At 35.7% G+C, this 19,512-nt stretch carries 21 protein-coding genes; all 21 read right to left on the bottom strand.

What is annotated here, in order from left to right; genetic code table 11:
* Positions 1 to 31 precede the first annotated feature (31 nt).
* Positions 32 to 1,297, bottom strand: a complete 1,266-nt coding sequence (rseP, locus tag MKX39_RS06185; RefSeq protein WP_340768762.1) for an RIP metalloprotease RseP — start codon at positions 1,295 to 1,297, stop codon at positions 32 to 34.
* A gap of 51 nt (positions 1,298 to 1,348) precedes the next feature.
* Positions 1,349 to 2,497 carry a 1-deoxy-D-xylulose-5-phosphate reductoisomerase gene (dxr, locus tag MKX39_RS06180; RefSeq protein ID WP_093535089.1) on the bottom strand — a complete coding sequence of 383 codons (1,149 nt, stop codon included), beginning with the start codon at positions 2,495 to 2,497 and terminating at the stop codon, positions 1,349 to 1,351.
* A gap of 17 nt (positions 2,498 to 2,514) precedes the next feature.
* On the bottom strand, positions 2,515 to 3,306 hold the full coding sequence (locus MKX39_RS06175) for a phosphatidate cytidylyltransferase (protein WP_340768761.1): 792 nt from the start codon (positions 3,304 to 3,306) through the stop codon (positions 2,515 to 2,517).
* Positions 3,303 to 4,097, bottom strand: a complete 795-nt coding sequence (locus MKX39_RS06170; protein WP_340768759.1) for an isoprenyl transferase — start codon at positions 4,095 to 4,097, stop codon at positions 3,303 to 3,305. Before MKX39_RS06170 ends, MKX39_RS06175 begins: the two co-directional genes overlap by 4 nt.
* 191 nt (positions 4,098 to 4,288) lie before the next feature.
* The gene (frr, locus tag MKX39_RS06165) at positions 4,289 to 4,846 is read right to left on the bottom strand and encodes a ribosome recycling factor (protein ID WP_093535095.1); all 558 of its coding nucleotides are present in this window, start codon (positions 4,844 to 4,846) and stop codon (positions 4,289 to 4,291) included.
* Positions 4,846 to 5,571: a UMP kinase gene (gene pyrH, locus MKX39_RS06160; RefSeq protein ID WP_093535097.1), complete on the bottom strand. Its 726-nt coding sequence runs from the start codon at positions 5,569 to 5,571 to the stop codon at positions 4,846 to 4,848. The genes frr and pyrH overlap by 1 nt, the downstream gene beginning before the upstream one ends.
* 182 nt (positions 5,572 to 5,753) lie before the next feature.
* Entirely contained in the window at positions 5,754 to 6,638 is an 885-nt protein-coding gene (gene tsf, locus MKX39_RS06155) for a translation elongation factor Ts (protein ID WP_093535099.1), read from the bottom strand.
* A gap of 103 nt (positions 6,639 to 6,741) precedes the next feature.
* Positions 6,742 to 7,464, bottom strand: coding sequence for a 30S ribosomal protein S2 (gene rpsB / locus MKX39_RS06150; RefSeq protein WP_090562513.1), 723 nt, complete (start codon positions 7,462 to 7,464; stop codon positions 6,742 to 6,744).
* Positions 7,465 to 7,616: 152 nt separating this feature from the next.
* Positions 7,617 to 8,093, bottom strand: a complete 477-nt coding sequence (locus MKX39_RS06145) for a DUF6115 domain-containing protein (protein ID WP_340768758.1) — start codon at positions 8,091 to 8,093, stop codon at positions 7,617 to 7,619.
* Between the two features lie 8 nt (positions 8,094 to 8,101).
* The gene (locus MKX39_RS06140) at positions 8,102 to 8,404 is read right to left on the bottom strand and encodes a hypothetical protein (protein WP_093535103.1); all 303 of its coding nucleotides are present in this window, start codon (positions 8,402 to 8,404) and stop codon (positions 8,102 to 8,104) included.
* Positions 8,405 to 8,421: 17 nt separating this feature from the next.
* Complete coding sequence (locus MKX39_RS06135) at positions 8,422 to 9,195, bottom strand: FliA/WhiG family RNA polymerase sigma factor (protein WP_340768756.1); 774 nt, start codon at positions 9,193 to 9,195, stop codon at positions 8,422 to 8,424.
* A gap of 107 nt (positions 9,196 to 9,302) precedes the next feature.
* The gene (locus MKX39_RS06130; RefSeq protein WP_340768755.1) at positions 9,303 to 9,614 is read right to left on the bottom strand and encodes a hypothetical protein; all 312 of its coding nucleotides are present in this window, start codon (positions 9,612 to 9,614) and stop codon (positions 9,303 to 9,305) included.
* Positions 9,614 to 10,111, bottom strand: a complete 498-nt coding sequence (locus tag MKX39_RS06125; protein WP_340761940.1) for a chemotaxis protein CheD — start codon at positions 10,109 to 10,111, stop codon at positions 9,614 to 9,616. Before MKX39_RS06125 ends, MKX39_RS06130 begins: the two co-directional genes overlap by 1 nt.
* A 1-nt stretch (position 10,112) precedes the next feature.
* Positions 10,113 to 10,742, bottom strand: coding sequence for a chemotaxis protein CheC (locus MKX39_RS06120; RefSeq protein ID WP_093535111.1), 630 nt, complete (start codon positions 10,740 to 10,742; stop codon positions 10,113 to 10,115).
* A 3-nt stretch (positions 10,743 to 10,745) separates the two neighbouring features.
* Positions 10,746 to 11,201, bottom strand: coding sequence for a chemotaxis protein CheW (locus MKX39_RS06115; RefSeq protein WP_093535113.1), 456 nt, complete (start codon positions 11,199 to 11,201; stop codon positions 10,746 to 10,748).
* Positions 11,202 to 11,233: 32 nt separating this feature from the next.
* Positions 11,234 to 13,291 (bottom strand): chemotaxis protein CheA, encoded by a 2,058-nt coding sequence (locus tag MKX39_RS06110; protein WP_340768754.1) that lies wholly within the window; start codon positions 13,289 to 13,291, stop codon positions 11,234 to 11,236.
* A 13-nt stretch (positions 13,292 to 13,304) separates the two neighbouring features.
* Positions 13,305 to 14,402 carry a protein-glutamate methylesterase/protein-glutamine glutaminase gene (locus MKX39_RS06105; RefSeq protein ID WP_340768751.1) on the bottom strand — a complete coding sequence of 366 codons (1,098 nt, stop codon included), beginning with the start codon at positions 14,400 to 14,402 and terminating at the stop codon, positions 13,305 to 13,307.
* A gap of 4 nt (positions 14,403 to 14,406) precedes the next feature.
* Positions 14,407 to 15,273 (bottom strand): MinD/ParA family protein, encoded by an 867-nt coding sequence (locus MKX39_RS06100; protein ID WP_340768749.1) that lies wholly within the window; start codon positions 15,271 to 15,273, stop codon positions 14,407 to 14,409.
* Positions 15,257 to 16,372: a flagellar biosynthesis protein FlhF gene (gene flhF / locus MKX39_RS06095; protein WP_340768748.1), complete on the bottom strand. Its 1,116-nt coding sequence runs from the start codon at positions 16,370 to 16,372 to the stop codon at positions 15,257 to 15,259. The genes MKX39_RS06100 and flhF overlap by 17 nt, the downstream gene beginning before the upstream one ends.
* On the bottom strand, positions 16,369 to 18,402 hold the full coding sequence (flhA, locus tag MKX39_RS06090) for a flagellar biosynthesis protein FlhA (RefSeq protein WP_093535121.1): 2,034 nt from the start codon (positions 18,400 to 18,402) through the stop codon (positions 16,369 to 16,371). Before flhA ends, flhF begins: the two co-directional genes overlap by 4 nt.
* A gap of 24 nt (positions 18,403 to 18,426) precedes the next feature.
* Positions 18,427 to 19,512, bottom strand: a complete 1,086-nt coding sequence (gene flhB / locus MKX39_RS06085; RefSeq protein WP_340768747.1) for a flagellar biosynthesis protein FlhB — start codon at positions 19,510 to 19,512, stop codon at positions 18,427 to 18,429.

Below are 19,512 nucleotides of genomic sequence, written 5' to 3'. Positions count from 1 at the left end.
CAGATGATTGAACTTCCCCCCTTAAAATTTTTTACCCATTGAAGAAAAATCTTTGTATATCATTCCATGTAACGACAACCATTAGTACCATCAATAGCATAATACCGACAAAGTGGACCATACCTTCTTTTTGTTTATCTATCGGTTTTCCTCGTAAAGCTTCAAACAAGAAGAATAATAGTCTACCACCATCTAATGCTGGTAATGGTAATAAATTCATAATTCCAAGATTTATACTTAGTATTGCAGCCCAATGCATTAAATTGAATACACCATATTGCGCTACTTCTTCAGTCGCTTTATATATTCCAACAGGACCTGATAAATCATCTATAGAGAAATTACCAGTAATTAATGTGCCAAGTATAGTAAATATACGTTTAGTCCATTCATATGTTTGCTCTGCTCCAAAGACAACCGCCTTGGCAGGATTTTTTTCCATTGGACTAGTGTATTGTACACCAATTTGTCCAACTTTTTCTTTTCCAGCTACAACTTCTTGGGGTGTCATAGACAGATTAACTTCTTGTCCATCACGTTCTACTGTAAATTCCATCAGTTCATTTGAACTTACTTTCACTTTTTCTGATAATTCGTCCCATGTCGTGATGGAAGATCCATCTATTTTAGTTACCAAATCGCCATCTTGCATGCCCGCTTGAGCAGCAGGACTGTCTTTCACAACTGTTGTTATAACAGGTTCATATGTTGGTACTCCTTGAAACAACCCAAGCGCTAAGAATATGAAAAACGATAGGATAAAGTTAAAAAGGGGTCCTGCAAAAATAGTTAGTGATCGCTGCCCAACTGTTTTGGATCCAAATTGACGATCTGCTGGCGCAATGATTGTTTCACTGCCTTTTTCATTAATGACAGCATTTCGTGCTACATTGTACCTTACTAACTTTTCTTCTTCATTGTATCCCTCGATAAACATTTTATCGGTTAAATCAGATTTTTCTACTTCTAAAAACAACATATCAGGATAATGCTTATTTTGATTTAATAAAATCTGATCAATTTCGTCTTGATCATTTAAACGGATTCCTAATCGAAAGCCTGGCTGTAGCTCAACGGAGTCCATATCTTCTCCTGCCATACGAACATATCCACCGATAGGCAATAATCGTAGTGTATAAAGAGTCTCACCTTTTGTATATCCAAAGATTTTTGGACCCATACCTATTGCAAACTCACGCACCATGATTCCAGCTTGTTTTGCAAAGATAAAATGCCCGAGTTCATGGAAAAATACAATACTTCCAAATATAATTATAAACGCAATGGCTGTCTCCACTATATCCCACCTTTAGTTTCTAGCTGTTTATGCTTTTACTTTCACATCTCTTCATTTTACCATGTTCTCAATAGATTTTCTTGTTTTTGCATCTACATGAAGAATAGTTTCTAAATCTGGATTTGAAAGAATCGTATGCTCATCCATAGCTCGTTCGATTAGCTCATCAATTGTTAAGAAACCAATTTTTTCTTGTAAAAACAAGGATACAGCAGCCTCGTTTGCAGCATTTAGGACCGTTGTCATAGTTCCGCCTGCTCGTCCTGCATCAATAGCTAATTTCAAAGCATGATAACGTGTGTAATCCATTTCTTCAAAATGTAACTTACCTATTTGAGCTAAGTTAAGTCGTGGAGCTGACTCTCTTGTCAATCTCTCCGGATAAGACAATGCATATTGGATAGGTACACGCATATCTGGTGTTCCTAATTGAGCAATAACACTAGTATCTTGGAATTCAACTAATGAATGTATAATACTCTCTCGATGAAGTAACACTTCTATATCATCATAAGGAATATCAAATAATACTCGCGCCTCAATAACTTCTAAACCTTTGTTCATCATTGTGGCTGAATCAATTGTTATTTTCGACCCCATAGACCAGTTAGGATGATTCAGTGCATCTTTTACCGTTACATTTTTAAGCTCTTCCCGAGTAAAGTCTCTAAAGCTTCCACCTGAAGCAGTAATGATGAGCTTTGCAATTTCAGAACGCTTTTCTCCGTTCATCGCTTGAAACAAGGCTGAATGTTCGCTGTCGACCGGCAGTATTGGTACATTATATTGCTTAGCTGCATTCATTACTAAGTGTCCAGCAGTTACTAATGTTTCTTTGTTCGCAATTGCAATTGTTATTCCTTTTTTAATAGCTTCTAATGTTGGTCTTAATCCTACACTTCCAAGTACAGCATTCACTAAAACATCTGCATTTGCATGAGCAGCAACTTGTACTAATCCTTGATCACCAAATACTAGTTCTGTTCGTGGAAATTCTTTCCCTAACAGAACTGCATCCTCTTCAAATAAAACAGAAACTAGAGGAACTGAAAAATCTCGAATTATTTGCTTCGTAATTTCTATATTTTTTCCCGCTGAAAATGCTACTAGTTGAAACTTATCTGGATGCTCTTTTATTATATCCAGTGTTTGTATCCCGATAGAACCAGTTGCACCTAATAAACTTATTTTTTTAACCATGAAATAATGTCGTCTCCTTAGATAAAATGTAAAAAGTGAAGAAGCGGTAAGACAAATAAAATACTGTCAAATCGATCTAAAATTCCACCATGACCTGGCAATAATTTACCAGAGTCTTTCACATTATAATGTCTTTTTATCGCTGATTCTACTAAGTCACCTAGTTGTCCAAAAATAGAAGAAATAATTGTAATTCCTATCAATACAAGCATCGATGAAGTAAGCGGGCTTATCGATTGAATAATGAAAGCAGTGATTAATGCCCAAATAATGCCTCCAACAAAACCTTCTACTGTTTTATTTGGAGAAATATCAGGCCATAATTTTCTTTTCCCAATTTTTCGTCCGGTAAAATAAGCTCCAGAATCTGTTGTCCATACGATCAGCAATGCAAAAATAACGTATGCTAAACCTTCATTTCTTGTTTCAATAAAATAGTAAAAACCAATACCAACATATAGTGTACTTAAAATGACAAAAGCTGCATCATCAAAAGTGAAACGATTTTTCACTAATACTGTATAGATTAATACTAAAAATACTCCAACAAACACCCACTCTAATTTCGTGTGCCCTGTATAATGAAAAATATCATCTGTAAATGATGATGGCAATAACAATAGAAACAGGAGTAAATACGAAACTAAACTGGCGAATGAAAATAAACTTAAGTCTTTCATGCGAAGCATTTCATATAATCCTACTGCTGCAATTATGTATACTAATATAGTGAAAACAGGTCCTCCCAACAAAACAATTGGGAGAAATAGTGCCAAAGCAATAGCACCTGTTATTATCCGCTGTTTCAATTTACTTCTTCCCCCTTAAGTCCACCATATCTTCTATTCCTTTTTTGATAACTTTCAATAGCTTCTAATAAGCATGCCTCATCAAAGTCTGGCCAAAGCGTTTCTGTAAACCAAAACTCCGTGTAAGCAAGCTGCCAAAGCATAAAGTTACTCAGTCGAACTTCACCACTTGTTCGAATGAGAAGATCTGGTTCCGACAAGTCTTTGGTCATTAAATTATTTGTCAGCAATTCTTCTGTAATTTCATCCTCTAAAATCTCTTTTTGCTCGATTTGTTTTGCAATACGTTTGACTGCCTGTACAATTTCATCTCTACTTCCATAATTCATAGCAAAGTTAAGAATCAGTCCATCATTTTGGGCAGTTTCATCCATCGCTTTATAAATAGCTCTTTTTGTATGCTCAGGCAGCATATCATGATTTCCCATCATTCGTACTTGAACATTTTGTTCGATTAACTCCGGTAAATACGTCCCTAAAAATTCTTCGGGTAGTCGCATTAAAAACTCGACTTCCATTTTTGGACGTTTCCAATTTTCTGTGGAAAAAGCGTACAAGGTTAACGTATCTATCCCGACTTCATTTGCAAATAGAGTAATTTTTTTTACAGTCTTCATACCTTCGTGATGACCAGCAATACGGGGAAGTGACCTCTTTTTAGCCCATCTACCGTTCCCATCCATAATAATTGCAATATGGCTAGGTAACTGTTCCTTTTGGGCATTTTCTTTACGTTCATCTAAATGAATATTGATCTTTTTCTCATTTTTACGAATTAGTTTATTAAACATTTAGAACCCCCCAATCTACCAAGTCGAACGTCTATCCCTATCATAACAAATAAACCCATATATAAAAAGACGTCCCTTTCAAAGGACGCCTTTTTTAAATAAAAGTTCAGAAATACTTAACCTAGACAAATCATTTGAAGAAGACTTTGGTATTCATTAAAGCATTAACCTTCACTACATCTTCATAAGGGTTAAACTTCTAAAATTTCTTTTTCTTTATCTTTAGTAATTGCATCAATTTTTTCAATGTTAGCATCTGTAAGTTTTTGAATTTCTTCTGTATAATTTCTTAACTCGTCTTCTGTAATTCCACCAGATTTTTCAAGTTTTTTCAAATCATCATTACCGTCACGACGAACGTTACGAACATTTACTTTTGCTTCTTCTGCTTCTTTTTTTACTAGTTTTACTAATTCTTTACGACGCTCTTCCGTTAATGCTGGAATTGCAATACGAATTAGTGTTCCATCATTAGTAGGAGTAATACCTAAATCTGATTTCATGATCGCTTTTTCAATATCTCCTAAAATAGTTTTATCATAAGGAAGGATTGTTAATAAGCGAGCTTCTGGTATAGAAATACCAGCCATTTGATTGATAGGGGTTGGAGCTCCATAATAATCTACTGTAATTTTGTCAAGTAGGGAAGCACTAGCACGCCCAGCACGGATAGTAGATAATTCTCTACTAAAAACTGATATTGTTTTAGTCATTTTATCACTTGTTTGCTCTATCACTTTTTTCGGCATTAAGAATTCCTCCTAACGACTGTCCCTATGGTTTCCCCGAGCACAGCCTTTTTAATATTTCCTTTTTCCATAATCGAAAATACAATAAGCTCTATATCATTGTCCATACATAAAGTAGATGCTGTAGAATCCATTACTTGGAGTCCTTGTTGAATTACTTCGATAAATGATAGTGTATCATATTTCACTGCCGTACTATCCGTTTTAGGATCAGCAGAGTAAACACCATCTACATTATTTTTGGCCATTAATATAACATCTGCTTCTATCTCAGCTGCTCTTAAAGCTGCAGTTGTGTCAGTAGAGAAGTATGGATTACCTGTTCCCGCTGCAAAAATAACTACTCGTTTTTTTTCTAAATGACGAATGGCTCTTCTACGTATGTAAGGCTCTGCGACTTGTCGCATCTCGATTGATGTCTGAACACGTGTTTCGACACCCGCTTTTTCAAGAGAATCTTGTAGAGCAAGTGAATTCATAACTGTAGCAAGCATACCCATATAGTCCGCTGTAGCACGATCCATGCCCATTTCGCTTCCTACTTTACCTCGCCATATATTTCCTCCACCTACAACTACCGCAACCTCTACTCCAAGATCTACAACTTCTTTCACTTGTTCGGCTACAGATTTAATAATGTCAGGAGATAAACCGAAACCTTGTTCTCCAGCTAATGCCTCGCCACTCAATTTTAAAACGATTCTTTCGTATTGTGGTTTGCTCATAGGTATCCTCCATCTCTATCTTGAAAAATAGGGAACACAAATTACGTGTCCCCCGGTTGTTATTGATATTATTTCTAGCAACGACGCATATTGACGACTACCGGTTTTCGTTTCAAGATAATGCCTTCCGCGGGGGAAGCGCTGAACCATCGAGTCGATCGGTGTCTGCCGCTTTTCTTATATTAGTTACCTTTTACTTGGTTCATTACTTCTTCAGCGAAGTTGTCTTCACGTTTTTCGATTCCTTCACCAACAGCGTAACGTGTGAATGAAACTAGTTTACCACCAGTTGACTCAACAAATGTTTTTACTTTTTGGTCTGGGTTTTTAACGAATGATTGGTCTAATACACAAACTTCTTCAAAGTATTTACCAAGACGACCTTCTACCATTTTAGCAACGATATTTTCAGGTTTTCCTTCGTTTAGAGCTTGTTCTGTTAATATTTTGCGTTCGTGTTCTACTTCTTCAGCAGAAACTTCATCACGTGAAATATAAGAAGGGTTTAATGCTGCAATATGCATTGCTACATCTTTAGCCGCTTGCTCATCAGTTGATCCTTCAATTACTGTAAGAACCCCGATACGTCCTCCCATGTGTAGGTATGGACCAAATGCATCTGCATCTGTTTTATTTTCAATTACAAAACGACGTAATGTAATTTTTTCTCCAATTTTCGCAACTGCGTTAGAGATTAAGTTTTCTACTGTTAATCCTTCTTCAATAATTGTAGGTAGTGCTTCTTCTACTGAAGCTGGCTCTGTAGCTAATAAATGAGATGCTACAGTTTTTACTAAATGTTGGAAAGATTCATTTTTAGAAACAAAATCAGTTTCAGCATTCATTTCTAGTAATACAGCTTTGTTTCCTTCCACTTGGATGAAAGTAGTACCTTCCGCTGCGATACGATCTGCTTTTTTAGCCGCAGAAGAAAGACCTTTTTCACGTAAAAAGTCGATTGCTGCTTCTAAATTACCGTCTGATTCTACTAATGCTTTTTTACAGTCCATCATACCTGCACCAGTTTTTTCACGCAATTCTTTAACCATTTGTGCTGTAACTGCCATTATAAATTCCTCCTAGTACAATTAATATGTCATTTTCTCAAAAAAAGGTGATAAGAGGTTTGGCCGCTTATCACCTGTTAATTACATTCGTATTACTCAGGTATTACTCAGCTGCAACTTCAGCAGAAGTTACTTCTTCGTCTTCACCTTGTCTTGCTTCTAGTAATGCATCCGCCATTTTAGCTGTTAATAATTTAACTGCACGAATTGCATCATCATTTGCAGGAATTACATAGTCGATTTCATCTGGATCACAGTTTGTATCAACAATTCCTACTAATGGAATGTTAAGTTTGCGAGCTTCTGCAACAGCAATACGCTCTTTACGTGGATCTACTACGAACATTACATCTGGAACAGCTTTCATATCACGGATACCGCCTAAGAATTTAACAAGACGTTCGTGTTGTTTTTTAAGTTGAACAACTTCTTTTTTAGGAAGTACTTCAAACGTACCGTCTTCTTCCATTTTTTCAATAGCTTTAAGACGAGCTACACGTTTTTGAATAGTACCGAAGTTAGTTAAAGTACCACCTAACCAACGTTGGTTAATATAGTAGTTACCTGAACGTTCTGCTTCTTCTTTAATAGCTTCTTGAGCTTGTTTTTTAGTTCCTACGAAAAGAACTTTCCCACCGTCTTGACCTACTTGACGCATGAAATCATAAGCTTCTTCTAATTTTTTCACCGTTTTTTGAAGATCGATGATGTAGATTCCGTTACGTTCAACAAAAATGTATTTTTTCATTTTTGGATTCCAACGGCGAGTTTGGTGACCGAAGTGTACACCAGCCTCTAATAATTGCTTCATTGAGATTACTGACATGATTTGTTTCCTCCTGGTTTGGTTTAGTCTTCCGCATTCATCATTTTTCTTTAGCTACTCTATAAATAGAGCACCTGCTAAGTCCATCCGAACTGCGTGTGTATTCATACCGTTTTCTAATATAACATATCATTTTTATACTTTCAACTATTTTAATCTTTAAATTTCAGGAAAAGTTCAACTTCAGTCTTTCCTATTTGGAGAATTTTCGCTATTTCGTCAGGATCTCTTCCATCTTCATGGTGAAATAACACTTTTTCTCTCATAGTTTCCGGTACTTTTTTTACTGTTGTTTGAGCTGATTTCATATAACTACTTGCTGCAACTTGCTTAGAGACGAAAGAAGTTGGTGGTTCAAATACTCTAGCTTCCTTTGTTGATGGAATTTCTGCAATTTTAGAAAATGTAGTATGAGGTACTTCTGTATTTTGTAATTCCTGTATAAGGCGATTATTTTCATCTGTGATTTCTGCTATATAAGCACTAAAAGAATCTTCAATGTCCAATAAAACTTGTTGTTGTTTTCGTTCCATCTCATTAAACTTAGAAATCTTGGCATTTAATAGAGCAATGAAGTAAAAACTTATAACTTGCATTAAGAATAATATTATTAATAAAGTCGTTAACATAACTGCTCCTAACCACTAAAATCTACAAAGTTTCCTTTGAAAGGATGCTTTGTCTCTTTCAATTCTCGCTCTTTCTTTTCTCTGTTCTGCCGCTCGTGCTCCATACGCTCTTTCTCTTCGTCCTGAGAGCTTGTCTCCGAAGTTTCCGAAGACTTGATGACGGTTTCCCTATTTTTTTCTAGCTGTTTTTCAGAGGCAGCTTGCGCGTTAGATTGACTAATTGCACCTTGTTGTTGTATTTGATCTGCTATTTTACCAGCATCAAAGGTTTTAGGAATAGCTATTTGAAGTTCTGCTAGTTTTAAACTCATAGTAGTATCCCCTTTATCTATACATTCGTCATTTCAGGCATTAATAGTTTTCTGAGTTTAAAAAGTGCTTTCGAATGAATTTGAGATATTCTCGATGTAGATAGACCAAGCATCTCCCCAATAACTGTGAGCGTTAGTTCTTCCGTATAAAATAAACTTAACACTAATTGTTCATTTTCATTTAATTGTTGAATTTGACCGGCTAAATCACCAATTAATTCTTGCTGGATCATTTGTTGTTCTGGTGTTTTCTGAGAGTCATCTCGAATTACATATGATTTATGTTCAGGTTCTTCACTTTCTTGTAATTGCTCATCTATAGACAGTACATTTGAGAAAAAATGTTCCTGTACAGTTTGATAAATCTCTTCAACAGGTAACTCGACAAATTCTGCTATCTCTTCAGCAGACGCATGTCTCATCAACTTTTGCTCGAGTTCTTCAATTTTCGTTTCTAATTTCTTGGATTTTTCTCTTGAAGAACGTGGAAGCCAATCTTCTTTTCTTAAACCGTCGATAATAGCCCCTCTTACACGAAAGGAAGCATAAGTATCAAATTTCAGCTCTCTACTATAGTCAAACTTGTTCAGAGCATCAAATAATCCCATCATTCCTAAACTTTTAAGCTCTTCTCTAGATATATTTTTAGGGATACCCGCACCAATTCTTTGCACATGATAGTTTACAAGTGGCACATATTTTCTCATGAGTAAATCTCCGGCTTGAGGATCTTTGCTTTCAGTCCAACTCTTCCAAAGAACCTGTTCATCTGTCGAATCTTGATTTGCCACAATTATCCCCCTCTCCCATATATCTGATCATTAGAGTTATTATAACAAAAATCTCACTAAAAAGGGGAATCGAAACTATCGATCCCCTCATTTTTTAATATATTATGTTAGATTGTATTGGGTTTTTCATCTTCCTCTAACATTGTCTTTACTAACTCAGCGTAATCTTCTGGAGAAATTTCAGATTTTAAAATACCGGCAACATCCGCAATAGGTATGTCTTCTATTTCTTCCTGCGGATTACTAATTATATAACTAATAATTGCCCTAGCTAAAAATGTTAGAAGGAAAAATCCAAAAGAGATAATACATGCTTCAAGAATAATACCCATTCCCTCTATAAAAGGATATGAGAATAAAAAGTATATAGTAAAAGCAATAAGCGCTACCCAAAAATTAGAAAGAATAGTTCCTACCATTATATATCTCTCACTCCTTGATTCACCGTTCGAATATTTAGTAATTTGGTTATAGGATCAAATTCTATCGTTCTACCACTATTTCCCCCAGTATCTTCTGCGATTATAGGAATAGAATACTTTTTTAAATACTCTTTTACTGCTTCAACATTACGTGGTCCGATTCGCATTGTATCTTTAGTAGAAGAAAATTGAAACATTTGAGCTCCTCCAGCAATCTTAGCTTTTAACTTAAAAGGCTGAATACCCTCTATTTTGAGTTGCTCCACCATAGCAGGAATACCAGTATCCGCAAATTTCGCAATATTTACTACCTCAGTCCTACCAAGACTTGAATCTGGTAACATAACATGGACCATGCCTACTGTCGTGGATCTGTCGTCATATAAAACAACCCCTACACATGAACCAAGTCCTGAAGTACGTATTTTATCCGGAGCTTTTGCAATATTCATATCGGCAATACCGACTTTAACTATTTGACCCTGTGCGTTCATATTAGCTAACTCCTAAAGCTTTAAAAATAGCTTCAAATGATTCTGGATCCGGTAATAAAAAGAAATGCCCTTTCACACTTTCCTCATTCGGAACATCTTCTTCATTGATAGCAGTATCAATTACAATAACATAATCACTTACATGAGATAACTCTACCAATCCAAAACTAATAATAGCCCCTACCATATCTACACTTAGGGCAGGTACAGTAGGATATATTTTTAAAGAAGTAAAATCTGATAGTGCAGATAGATAAGAACCAGAAAGTATATTACCAAGCTCTTGCATGGCAGAGACACCTATTTCAGAAACTTCACCTGTTTGAAAATCGAAGCCCTCATCTTGTATCAATCTTCGGATAAATCGATTTGCTTGTTCTACAGGTAGTACAAAGAACATGCTACCTGTTACATCTCCTTCAATCCGAAGATAAATACCAGCAACAACCCTCTCCGGACCTCCCGCTAAATCCATCATGTCATCAAAGGATACCATTTCTACTTTTGGAACCTTCATATCAATCTTTTTGTTTAACAATGTCGATAATGCCGTTGCAGCATGCGCAGCACCAATATTTCCTATTTCCTTTAAGACATCTAAATGTATAGAAGTTATTTTATTATCGTACATTTATTAAACTCCTGACTTTATAGGATTTAACACAAGATTTAAGTTCAGTAGTATTAAAAGGCGGCTATCGATTTTAGCTACTCCAGCTATAAAATCTGATTCCATTCCTCCAACCACTTCAGGCTGTGGTTCAATTGCATCAAGAGGTATATCTAATACATCATTAGCAGAGTCAACAATTACACCGACATTCATATCATCCAACGTAATTATAATAATACGAGTAGATTCACCTAAACTGCTCTCACCTAATCCAAAGCGATTCTTTAAGTCTATTATAGGAGTAACTACTCCTCGTAAGTTGATAACTCCTTTTACAAAGTCTGGAGTTTTAGGCACACGTGTAATATATATAAGTTTTTCAATGCCTTGTACCTGACTAACAGGTATAACATACTCTTTATCTGCCAATTGAAAAACGACTACTTTTAAATTTTTATAATCTACGGCTTCTGTCATAATGCTATCTCATCCTTTCTAATTGATGCTCTTTAACTGATTAATGCATTACAATCTACAATAAGTGCTACTTTACCATTACCTAAAATAGTTGCACCAGAGATTGCGAACACACTTGATAAATATGCACCAAGTGATTTTAAAACAATTTCTTGTTGACCGATAAATGAATCTACTACGAGACCAGCCATTTTATCTCCTTTACGGACAAGAACAACCGAATGGAATTCATCATCAGTACTTTCTCTCGGAACATCAAAAACATTTTCTAAAAATACTAGTGGAACAACTTTCCCACGGAAATCGATCACTTTTTGGTTATGAGCATTTAAAATATCAGAAGAACGTATAATAGCAGTCTCAATAATAGAAGATAGCGGGATAGCGTAAATTTCTTCTCCAAGTTCTACAAGCATTACGGAAATGATAGAAAGTGTTAACGGTAATTGGATAGAAAATAGAGAACCTTTTCCTTCCGTCGACGAAATATCTATAAAACCACCAAGAGATTCAATCGTCGTTTTTACAACGTCTAAACCAACTCCCCTACCCGAAACATCTGAAATAACATCGGCAGTAGAGAAACCGGAAGAGAGAATAAGCTCTGCTACTTGTTTATCACTTAGTGTTTGCGCTACTTCATTCGATACAATTCCTTTTGCTATAGCTTTTTTCAACACTTTCTCACGGTTAATACCTGCACCATCATCCTCAATCTCGATAAATACATGATTTCCGCTATGGTATGCACGGAGAACAACTGTACCTTCCTCTGGTTTACCTTTAGCTAAACGAATTTCAGGACTTTCAACACCATGATCTAGAGAGTTTCTAATTAAGTGAACAAGAGGATCTCCAATTTCATCAATGACGGTACGATCTAATTCAGTTTCTGCCCCAATAACTTCTAAATTGATCTTTTTGTTTAAATCACGCGCTAATTGACGCACCATTTTCGGGAATCTATTAAATACCGTTTCTACTGGAACCATACGCATATTTAATATAATATTTTGAAGGTCACCAGTGATACGGGACATGCGTTCTACTGTTTCATCTAGTTCGCTATTGTGTAACTCCTCAGAGATTGATTGTAGACGACCACGATCAATTACTAACTCCTCAAACAAATTCATCAATACATCTAAACGTTCTATATTTACACGAATTGTTTTACTAGACTGAACTTGATTGCTTTTAGAAGTAGGAGATTTTTCAGTAGTTTTTACTGCCACTACCTCTTGACTACCTTCTATAACTTCTGTTTTTTCCGGAAATGGAGTCTCTTCTACTTTAGCACCCTCGATATTATTGCGTTTTTTCAGTTGCTCTAATGTAACTGAGTTAACTAGTACTTCTGTTACTTCAGATACCTTCATCAATTTCTTCTGCACATCTTCGGAAGGCTCATTTGTAACTAGAGCTACATAGAAAATTTCATCAAAATCTTCTCCTTCTAACTTCTCAACGGAGGGTGAAGATTTTATAACATCTCCCATTTTCTCTAATAATTCAAAGACCATATATACTCTTGCAGCCTTTAGCAAGCAATCTTCGCGCAGCTTGACAGAAATTTCATACGTAGAGAAATCCTGTTCGACTGATTGTTCTATAACTGTCATTTCATAATCATCATAAGACAACCAATTTTCTTGAGAAATATTACTTTCTACAGCGGCTTCTACTGTAGTAGCAGCAACTGGAATTTCTTCTCCTGTTTCTATTTTATGTAGCTTTTGAACAGTATCTGTTACATCTAGATTTCCTTTTCCACCAGAAGCAATATCCATTACCATCTCTTCTAATTGATCTACAGCAATGAAAACAACGTCTAATAATTCTACTGTTACATGCAAACGCCCGTTTCTAATTTCATCTAAAATGTTTTCCATTTTATGTGTTAAATTAGCGATATCCTCATACCCCATCGTTGCGGACATACCTTTTAAAGTATGTGCAGAGCGGAATACTTCATTTACAATTGCAATGTTTTCAGGATTTTTTTCTAATTCTAGTAAATGTTCATTGCAGGCTTGTAAATGTTCCTTACTTTCTTCTATAAACATTTCAAAATATGGATTTGTATCCATTGATTAACACCCCTTAAGGTAGATATTGTATGATAGTTTTTGCTATTTGATCTAAATCTACTACTTCATTTACTAAATTAGTTTCTACTGCAGCTTTTGGCATTCCATATACAATACATGTACTCGCCGATTCCGTTATAGCCACAACGTTTCCACTATTTTTTAACTGTTTTAGACCGAGAGATCCATCAGATCCCATTCCTGTCATAATAACGGCAATCTTGTCGAAATCATTGAACTGACTATTATCTTCAAAAAGTACATCTACCGCTGGTCTATGTCCTGCTCGAGGCGGTTCTTTGTCATCAAGAACGATGTAATAGGCCGAAACTCTTTTCTGTATACGCATATGAAAGCCACCAGGTGCTATATACGCGTGTCCATCTTGTAGTAAATCCCCATCTTCTGCTTCTTTTACCTCAATTTCAGATAATTGATTGAGCCTTTGTGCCAAAGACTTTGTAAATCCAGCCGGCATATGTTGAACGACTAATACAGGAGCTTTCATATTCTTTGGAAGTTTTGTAATTACTTCCTGAAGAGCTCGAGGTCCTCCTGTTGAAGTACCAATTAAGACCATTTTCTTTTTGGCCTTGTCCCATTTAACAGTATTGGCATTCTCAGGTATATTCCTCAACTCGATACTTTTTGATATTCGATTACTGATAGGTAATGATGAGCGTTTCTGCATTTTGTTAATGGATACTTGTGCAGCATGTTCCACTTTTTCTACTAACTCCACTTTTACCTTATGTAAATCTAAGGAAATAGTACCGCTTGGTTTTGCGATAAAATCTACCGCCCCATAATCCATTGCTTGCATCGTGCTTTCCGCTCCACTTTTCGTCGTACTGGAAAGCATTACAACAGGAACTGGTGTTTCTAACATTATTCGGCGGAGCGCCTCCAAACCATTCATCACAGGCATTTCAACGTCCATAGTGAGAACATCTGGTTGTAGAGTTTTAATTTTTCCGATCGCGTCTTTTCCATTTCTTGCGATCCCAACTACCTCTATCGATTTACTATCCACAAAGAAATCACTGATTAGTTTTCGCATAAATGCAGAGTCATCTACAACTAATAACTTCTTTTTTGACTTATTGTCCATAATCTCACGTCCTTCCTGAAAAAAGACTTTTTAATCGAGATATGAAATTAGTTTGCTTAGGTGTAGCTTCTATTGCATCTTCCAAGTCGGTAAATGTATAGACTATCTTTTTTAACTTTTTCGTAATTTCAGCTTGTGGATATAAGATAGAAAATGGGGTTTGTTCCCTTACTGCCTTTCGAACAACTGTATCTTCCGGCAATACACCTAATATTGTAATTTCTTTGGAGAGAAACTTGGACATAGCTAGTTTTAATCTCCCCGTTGTTTCAGCCCCTTCTTCATCGCTAAAGGCTCTATTGCAAATAAGATAGAAATTTTTTTCAGAATCTTTATAATAAATGTATTTCATCATAGAATATGCATCCGTAATAGAGGTAGGCTCCGCTGTCGTAATGACGATAATATCGTCCACAGACATTAACAAATCTAATGTCTGACTAGTTGCACCGGCCCCCATATCAAAAACGATGTAGTCAAAGGTTTTCTGTAAATATTCGAAAGCTTCTATTAAGCGATTGAACATTTCATCTGTCCACTCCATCACACCACTTAACCCTGAACCTCCAGATATATATTGCAAGCCATTTGGACCTTCAAACAACACAGATTCTATGGGCTGTTCTCCAACTAAATAATCTTTCAAGTTATATTGAACGGATTTTCCTAGTAAAATATGAATATTGCCCATTCCAATATCCATATCAATTAGCACCACTTTTTTGCCATGCCCACTTAAAGTTGTGCTGAAATTTATAGAAAAATTACTTTTTCCAACTCCACCTTTACCGCTAACTACCGCTAAGGAGCGCCCAAGCCTGTTTTGATTACGTAGCATTTTCATTCTAAGTTCTTCAGCTTGATCTCTCATAGCGAATCCCCTTTAAAAACAATTTGAGTAATTCTTCAAGACTAGCTTCCATAATATCTTCCGGGACTTCTTGACCATCCGTATAGTAAGCAAGTCCCTTATTATATTTAACCATTAAATTGATAATTGAGCCAATAGTATTTGTTTCATCTATCTTCGTAAAGATAAATTTATCAATAGGAAATTCACTAAATTGTTCTATTATCACTTCCATGTCTTTTTGTTTAGATGTAGACGAGAGTACTAGGAAGGTTTCCGTATCCACTTCAAATTCGATTAGCTTTTGCAAATCTCTTACAAATTTAGTTTCTTTAAAGTTCCTACCTGCCGTATCGATAAAAACGATATCTAAATGTTCGAACTTTACCATTGCTTCTTGTAAATCATTTTCGTTATATACAATTTCTAATGGAGATTGTAATAATCCAGCATAGGTTTTTAGTTGTTCAATAGCTGCAATACGATATGTATCGGTCGTAATAAAGCCAACCTTTTTCTTTTTTTCTAAAATTGCACGTGCAGCTATTTTAGCAATCGTAGTAGTTTTGCCTACACCAGTTGGTCCAAGTACATTTATATATTTTTTAGTATAAGAAATTCCACCAAACGGAAGATGCTCCATTTGAGTTTGGAGAGAATTTTTGGTTAGACTAAGTTGATCTTCTATTTTAAAAGCATCAGTATTCTTTTTATGATGCACAAAAAGCTCATCACAAACAGATGTGATCAGCTCCTCTGACAATTCTTGCTCTTCTAAAAAGTCCATAAGAGTTTTCATCTCAGCTGGGTATGAACTTAACATTTCCGGAATTTTAATATTCTTAACCATTTGTTTTAAGTCTGCTAATTCTTTTTGGATCTCTAAAGAAACATTTTGTTGTTCTTGAGACACCATAGTTGGCATCTCAAATGTATTATTCGGTTGTTCGATTGTATCCATTCCAGCTAACACTTCAATAGATTTTTTCTTAAACAAACCTAAAAACCCTTTAGAAAAGACTACTTTAGAACTTAGTATAACTGCTTCATCACCAAGTTCTTTACGAATTAATTTCATTGCTTCGGGCATAGTACTAGCCGTATATTTTTTCATCTTCAATCTACATTCACCACCCCGACACTTTGTACCTCAATGGAGGATTCCAATTCATTATAGGAAAGAATTGGGACTTGAGGGAAATATCTTTCCGTCATTTGTCTAACATACATTCTTACTGCAGGAGAACAAAGAATAATTGGAGACTGTTCCATCATGGAAGCTCGCTCTATCTCTTTTGCCATAGACTCCAATATAGCTTGTGAATCATTAGGATCAATGGATAAATAGTTCCCATGTTCTGTTTGTTGAATACTGTCGGCAATAAGTTTTTCTACTTTTCCGGAGACTGTTAATACTTTTAGTACATTGTTATTTCCGGCATATTGAGTTGTAATCTGCTTCGCTAGAGATTGTCTTGCGTATTCTGTTAATACATCGGCATCCGACGTCATTTTTGAATAGTCAGCAAGTGTCTCAAAAATGATTGGCAAGTTTCGAATAGATACATGCTCTCTTAGTAAATTGCTCAATATTTTTTGAATTTCCCCTACAGTTAATGGAGTAGGTGTTAACTCGTCTACTAAGATTGGATATGTCTCTCTAATATGGTCTATTAATTGTTTTGTTTCTTGACGACCTAATAATTCATGTGCATTATTACGGATAATTTCTGTCATATGCGTCGAAACAACACTTGGAGGATCGACAACGGTATAACCTAGTATCTCCGCTTCCTCTTTGACAGATTCCGTTATCCATTTAGCAGGTAATCCAAAGGAAGGTTCTACAGTATCTATTCCTTCAATCGAATCATCATCACCAGGACTCATCGCTAAATAATGATCTAAAAGAAGTTCGCCTCTAGCCAGTTCATTACCTTTTATTTTTATCCGATATTCGTTTGGTTGAAGTTGAATATTATCTCGTATTCTCACTACTGGAATAACTACACCTAATTCAAGTGCTAGTTGTCTACGAATCATTACAACACGATCAAGTAAATCTCCGCCTTGGGCAGCATCCACTAATGGAATCAAACCATAACCAAACTCAAATTCTATTGGATCTACATTTAATAGATTAATGACATTTTCAGGACTCTTCATATTATCCGTTGTAACTTCCTCTTCAAATTCTTCCAACTCTTCAGGACCCTCTTGACTAGCCTTACTTATCATATAAGCTCCTACGGCAAGTGCAATAGCAATAGGTAAAGTTAAGACTAAACCAATCGGGGTTACAATACCTAAAAGCGTTATTGTCACGGCTGCAACGTAAAGAAGTTTTGGCTGATTGAACAATTGTCCTGTTATATCTCCACCCAGATTACCTTTAGATGCAGCTCTTGTTACCACAATCCCTGTAGCTGTGGATATTAATAATGCTGGTATTTGAGAAACAAGACCGTCCCCAACTGTAAGAGTAGAAAACAGAACTGCGGCTTCCCCAAAAGGAAGTCCAAATTGAACAACACCAATAATAATTCCGAATAACAAGTTTATTATAACGATAATAATACCCGCAATGGCATCCCCTTTTACGAACTTGGTTGCCCCGTCCATAGCTCCGTAGAAGTCCGCTTCGCCACTAACCTTTTCACGTCTTTCACGAGCTTCTTTCTCAGAAATCATCCCTGCATTTAAATCCGCATCAATACTCATTTGTTTACCAGGCATAGCATCGAGTGTAAAACGAGCTGCAACCTCAGAAACACGCTCCGCACCTTTTGTAATTACGATAAAGTTGATAATAACCAAAATAGCAAATACGACTAAACCAACGAGCATATTCCCACCAGTAACAAATGTACCAAAGGTTTCAACTACTTTACCTGCATCACCTTCTGCTAAAATTGCTCTTGTTGTAGAAATATTTAATGCAAGCCTAAATAAAGTAACAAGTAGAACGATAGTTGGAAATACAGAGAACTCTAAAGCTTCTTTCATATTCATAGCAGTCATTAATATTAATAACGCTATTGTAATATTTATAATAATAAGAAAACTTATTAACCAATGAGGAAGAGGTATTACGAGCATCGCCACTATAGATATTACAGCTGCCAATACGGTTATATCACGGACTTGCATTTACTTCCACCTCTAACTTTGCCATTAAATTTTTTGTTTAATACGATACACATAAGCTAATACTTCAGCAACTGCTTTGAAAAACTCATCTGGAATACGTTGACCTACTTCTACTTGGTCATACATTGAACGAGCTAGTGGTCTATTTTCTACCATGACCACGTTATTTTCCTTAGCAATTAGTTTTATCTTTTGTGCAACGAAATCGGCACCTTTTGCAACTACTGTTGGAGCTTCCATTGATTCATCATCATATTTTAAAGCAATAGCAAAATGTGTTGGATTTGTAATAATAACATCTGCTGTAGGGATTTCTTGCATCATCCGACGCATTGCCATTTCCCTTTGTCTTTGACGTATACGTGACTTTATAATTGGATCCCCGTCCGAGTTTTTATGTTCATCTTTAATGTCCTGCTTAGACATCTTCAGATTTTTTTCATAGTCAAATTTTTGATAAAAGAAATCTAAAATGGATATGAACAACAATACACAGGATGCAGCTATACCCATAGTTCCGGTTAACCAGCCAACAGTGGAGAGTGTATCCCAACCTGTTTTGAATGACAGAGATAATACCTGTTCCAAATTCATCCACAATATTAAAGTAGTTACAGAACCAATAAATGATATTTTTAAGATAGATTTTAATAGCTCTATTATTGCTTTAATCGAAAAGATCCTTTTGAGACCTTTTATAGGATCAATCTTTTTCAGATCAAATTTCAATGGTTCTGTCGTAAATAGCAGTCCAAACTGAAAGAAATTTGCCGCTATAGCCGCTACTACAGCCACTAACATGATTGGTAGCAGAACCATAGCCATTTCAATTAACATATCCTTATAAATAATGATTGCAGTATCAATAGTCAAGGTTTCTATCAACATATAATGAGTAAATGCAACACTAAAAAATGTAAATATCTCTGTTCTTAAAAAACCAGCAAAGAAAAATAGAAAAACAAAAACAGAGAGTAACACAATGGCACTTGTTACATCTGGACTCTTTAAGACTTGCCCTTTTTTACGAGAATCTTCTCTCTTTTTAGGAGTAGCTTTTTCTGTTTTTTCTCCCGCAAAAAACTGCAGATCTAAGCGTAGAGCAATCAT

The organism is Psychrobacillus sp. FSL K6-1464 (assembly GCF_038003145.1).
GTDB lineage: Bacteria > Bacillota > Bacilli > Bacillales_A > Planococcaceae > Psychrobacillus > Psychrobacillus psychrotolerans.
This window is presented reverse-complemented; position numbering and strand designations above follow the sequence as displayed.

Excerpts from the sequence above, each read along its gene's own strand:
- dxr (WP_093535089.1), bottom strand. The coding sequence starts at position 2,497 with ATGGTTAAAAAAATAAGTTTATTAGGTGCAACTGGTTCTATCGGGATA.
- MKX39_RS06170 (WP_340768759.1), bottom strand. The coding sequence starts at position 4,097 with ATGTTTAATAAACTAATTCGTAAAAATGAGAAAAAGATCAATATTCAT.
- frr (WP_093535095.1), bottom strand. The coding sequence starts at position 4,846 with ATGCCGAAAAAAGTGATAGAGCAAACAAGTGATAAAATGACTAAAACA.
- pyrH (WP_093535097.1), bottom strand. The coding sequence starts at position 5,571 with ATGAGCAAACCACAATACGAAAGAATCGTTTTAAAATTGAGTGGCGAG.
- tsf (WP_093535099.1), bottom strand. The coding sequence starts at position 6,638 with ATGGCAGTTACAGCACAAATGGTTAAAGAATTGCGTGAAAAAACTGGT.
- rpsB (WP_090562513.1), bottom strand. The coding sequence starts at position 7,464 with ATGTCAGTAATCTCAATGAAGCAATTATTAGAGGCTGGTGTACACTTC.
- MKX39_RS06145 (WP_340768758.1), bottom strand. The coding sequence starts at position 8,093 with ATGTTAACGACTTTATTAATAATATTATTCTTAATGCAAGTTATAAGT.
- MKX39_RS06140 (WP_093535103.1), bottom strand. The coding sequence starts at position 8,404 with ATGAGTTTAAAACTAGCAGAACTTCAAATAGCTATTCCTAAAACCTTT.
- MKX39_RS06130 (WP_340768755.1), bottom strand. The coding sequence starts at position 9,614 with ATGGTAGGAACTATTCTTTCTAATTTTTGGGTAGCGCTTATTGCTTTT.
- MKX39_RS06125 (WP_340761940.1), bottom strand. The coding sequence starts at position 10,111 with ATGAACGCACAGGGTCAAATAGTTAAAGTCGGTATTGCCGATATGAAT.
- MKX39_RS06120 (WP_093535111.1), bottom strand. The coding sequence starts at position 10,742 with ATGTACGATAATAAAATAACTTCTATACATTTAGATGTCTTAAAGGAA.
- MKX39_RS06115 (WP_093535113.1), bottom strand. The coding sequence starts at position 11,201 with ATGACAGAAGCCGTAGATTATAAAAATTTAAAAGTAGTCGTTTTTCAA.
- MKX39_RS06110 (WP_340768754.1), bottom strand. The coding sequence starts at position 13,291 with ATGGATACAAATCCATATTTTGAAATGTTTATAGAAGAAAGTAAGGAA.
- MKX39_RS06105 (WP_340768751.1), bottom strand. The coding sequence starts at position 14,402 with ATGGACAATAAGTCAAAAAAGAAGTTATTAGTTGTAGATGACTCTGCA.
- MKX39_RS06100 (WP_340768749.1), bottom strand. The coding sequence starts at position 15,273 with ATGAGAGATCAAGCTGAAGAACTTAGAATGAAAATGCTACGTAATCAA.
- flhA (WP_093535121.1), bottom strand. The coding sequence starts at position 18,402 with ATGCAAGTCCGTGATATAACCGTATTGGCAGCTGTAATATCTATAGTG.
- flhB (WP_340768747.1), bottom strand. The coding sequence starts at position 19,512 with ATGATTGCTCTACGCTTAGATCTGCAGTTTTTTGCGGGAGAAAAAACA.